Raw genomic sequence first — 2,513 nt, 5'->3', positions numbered from 1 at the left:
GTCCCGGTCGGCGACGTGGTCCCGGACCTTCGCCGAGGCCAGCACCAGCGAGACGGCGGCCGCCAGCCGGGCGCCCTCGCCGCGCGCGACGGGCGCGGTGCGCATGGAGCGCAGGGGGCAGGGCCCGGCGGTGCGGCGCTGCCCGGGGGTGCGTTCGACCTGAGCCTCCGTCAGCACCGAGACGATCAGGCCGTCGTAGTTGGTGACGATCCGGGCGAACTGCCCGTGGTCGGAGCGGAGCGCCAGGCAGAGCCCGCACAGATGCGCCATCCACTCGGTCCTGAGCCCCTCGGAGAGGCGATGCGTACAGGGCCTGACTATTCCGAACACGGCCGTTCCCCCGGAGATTCGTTCCTGTGCGCCGCACTCGGGCGCGAGCGCGACGGCATCGTACCGAGCGGACCGTTCACCCGTACGTCCCCCATGTCACCCGTACGGCCCGGAGCATCATATTTTCTTTTTTCACCCCCCCTTACCTGTACGAACCCTGACGAATCGCCACATCCTCTGCACCAGTACCGTCACGAATGCCCTGCGCGCCGCCTATCCCCTTGGCACACGATCCGCATCATGGACGACGATAGGGATACGAAAGAGATGCGGAACACCAAGGAACCGCGGTGAGAGGAGGCGTCCATGGGATCGGTGCGCAAGGCGAGTGCCTGGCTGGGCCTCGTCGAGGACAACGACGAGCGGTACTACGACGACGACGAATACGCCGAGGCCGCGCGGACCGGTACCGGCGGCCAGGCCTGGGTGACCGACCCGCGCGTGCGGGTGGCCTCCGAGACGGCCGAGGAGACCGGCCGCCGGATCGCCACGGTGACCCCGGACAGCTTCCGGGACGCCCGCACCATCGGCGAGATGTTCCGGGACGGCGTCCCGGTGATCATGAACCTCACGTCCATGGACTCCGCCGACGCCAAGCGCGTGGTGGACTTCGCCGCCGGACTGATCTTCGGACTGCGCGGGTCGATCGACCGCGTCGCCACCCGCGTCTTCCTGCTGACCCCCGCCGACACCCAGGTGATGAACGGCGAGGCCGCCGGCCGCCCGGCCGACGGCTTCTTCAACCAGAGCTGACCGCCCTCCGGGCGCTCATCGGAACGCGTCCAGACCGGTGAGCGCCTTCCCCAGGACCAGCTGGTGCATCTCCACGGTGCCCTCGTAGGTGAGCACCGATTCCAGGTTGGTCGCGTGCCGCATCACCGGGTACTCCAGCGAGATCCCGTTGGCGCCGAGGATCGTGCGCGAGGTGCGGCAGATCTCGATGGCCTCCCGCACGTTGTTCAGCTTCCCGAAACTGACCTGCTCCGGACGCAGCCGCCCCGCGTCCATCCGCCGGCCCAGGTGGTGGGCGAGCAGGATTCCCTTGTGCAGCTCGACCGCCATGTCGGCGAGCTTGGCCTGGGTGAGCTGGAAGCCGCCGATGGGCCTGCCGAACTGCTCCCGGGTGCGCGCGTACTCCACGGCCGCCTCGAAGCTGGACCGCGCCGCGCCCATGGCGCCCCAGACGATGCCGTAGCGGGCGTGGCTCAGACAGCTGAGCGGGCCGCGCAGCCCGGTGACGCCCGGCAGCACGGCGTCGGCGGGCAGCCGCACCTCGTCCAGGATCAGTTCGCTGGTGACCGAGGCGCGCAGCGACCACTTGTGCCGGATCTCGGGCGCGGAGAAGCCCGGGGTGTCGGTCGGCACCACGAAGCCCCGGATGCCGGCGCCGGCCGGGCCCTCGTCGGTCTGCGCCCAGACGACCGCGACCCCGGCGACCGCGCCGTTGGTGATCCACATCTTGCGGCCGGCGAGCACCCAGTCGTCGCCGTCGCGCCTGGCGTAGGTGCGCATGCCGGCCGGGTCCGAGCCGTGGTCCGGCTCGGTGAGGCCGAAGCAGCCGATGATCTCGCCGGCCGCCATGCCGGGCAGCCACCGCTGCTTCTGCTCCTCGGAGCCGTAGCGGTGGATCGCGTACATGGCGAGGGAGCCCTGTACGGAGACGAGCGAGCGGATGCCGGAGTCGGCCGCCTCCAGCTCCAGGCAGGCCAGCCCGTACTGGACGGCGGTCGCGCCCGCGCAGCCGTACCCCTGGAGCGACATGCCGAGGGCGCCGAGCGCGCCCAGTTCGCGGGCCAGCTCGCGGATGCCGGGCAGCTCGCCGTTCTCGTACCACTCGGCGATGTGCGGCAGGACGCGGTCGGCGGCCCAGGTGCGGACCGTGTCGCGGATCGCGAGGTCCTCGGGGCCCAGCAGGTCGTCGAGGCCGATCGGGTCGCGGGGGTCGAAGGGCGGGAGCTTCGGTGCGGTGGACATGAGGGTGTGCCTCCGGCAGGACGACGGGGAACGGCTCGGGACGGCTCCGGGCCGGTTCGTGAACGGCTCCGGGGCGGCCCGAAAACTAGCAGCGTTAGTTACGTTGCCGTGCCGACGTTACGACTCGGTGTGCCGCGCGTCCAGAGCCCCCCGCGCCGGCCGGCCGCCGCCGGGCGGGCACCCGCGCCACCGGGTCCGGGCGCTCGGCG

The 2,513-nt window shown here is 71.6% G+C and carries 3 protein-coding genes; 1 reads left to right on the top strand and 2 read right to left on the bottom strand.

Going from position 1 to position 2,513, the window contains the following annotated elements; translation table 11 throughout:
* A partial coding sequence (locus MHW47_RS34515) for a DUF5685 family protein (protein ID WP_239227780.1) occupies positions 1–330 on the bottom strand: 330 nt, incomplete at its 3' end.
* A 306-nt stretch (positions 331–636) separates the two neighbouring features.
* Between MHW47_RS34515 and MHW47_RS34510 the strand changes: the two genes are divergently transcribed.
* Complete coding sequence (locus MHW47_RS34510) at positions 637–1,083, top strand: cell division protein SepF (protein WP_239227779.1); 447 nt, start codon at positions 637–639, stop codon at positions 1,081–1,083.
* 15 nt (positions 1,084–1,098) lie between these two features.
* Here the strand turns inward: MHW47_RS34510 and MHW47_RS34505 are convergent, their stop codons facing one another.
* Positions 1,099–2,304: an acyl-CoA dehydrogenase family protein gene (locus MHW47_RS34505; RefSeq protein ID WP_239227778.1), complete on the bottom strand. Its 1,206-nt coding sequence runs from the start codon at positions 2,302–2,304 to the stop codon at positions 1,099–1,101.
* Positions 2,305–2,513: the final 209 nt, after the last annotated feature.

It is taken from the genome of Streptomyces sp. OfavH-34-F, from assembly GCF_022347745.1.
Taxonomy (GTDB): Bacteria; Actinomycetota; Actinomycetes; order Streptomycetales; family Streptomycetaceae; genus Streptomyces.
This window is presented reverse-complemented; position numbering and strand designations above follow the sequence as displayed.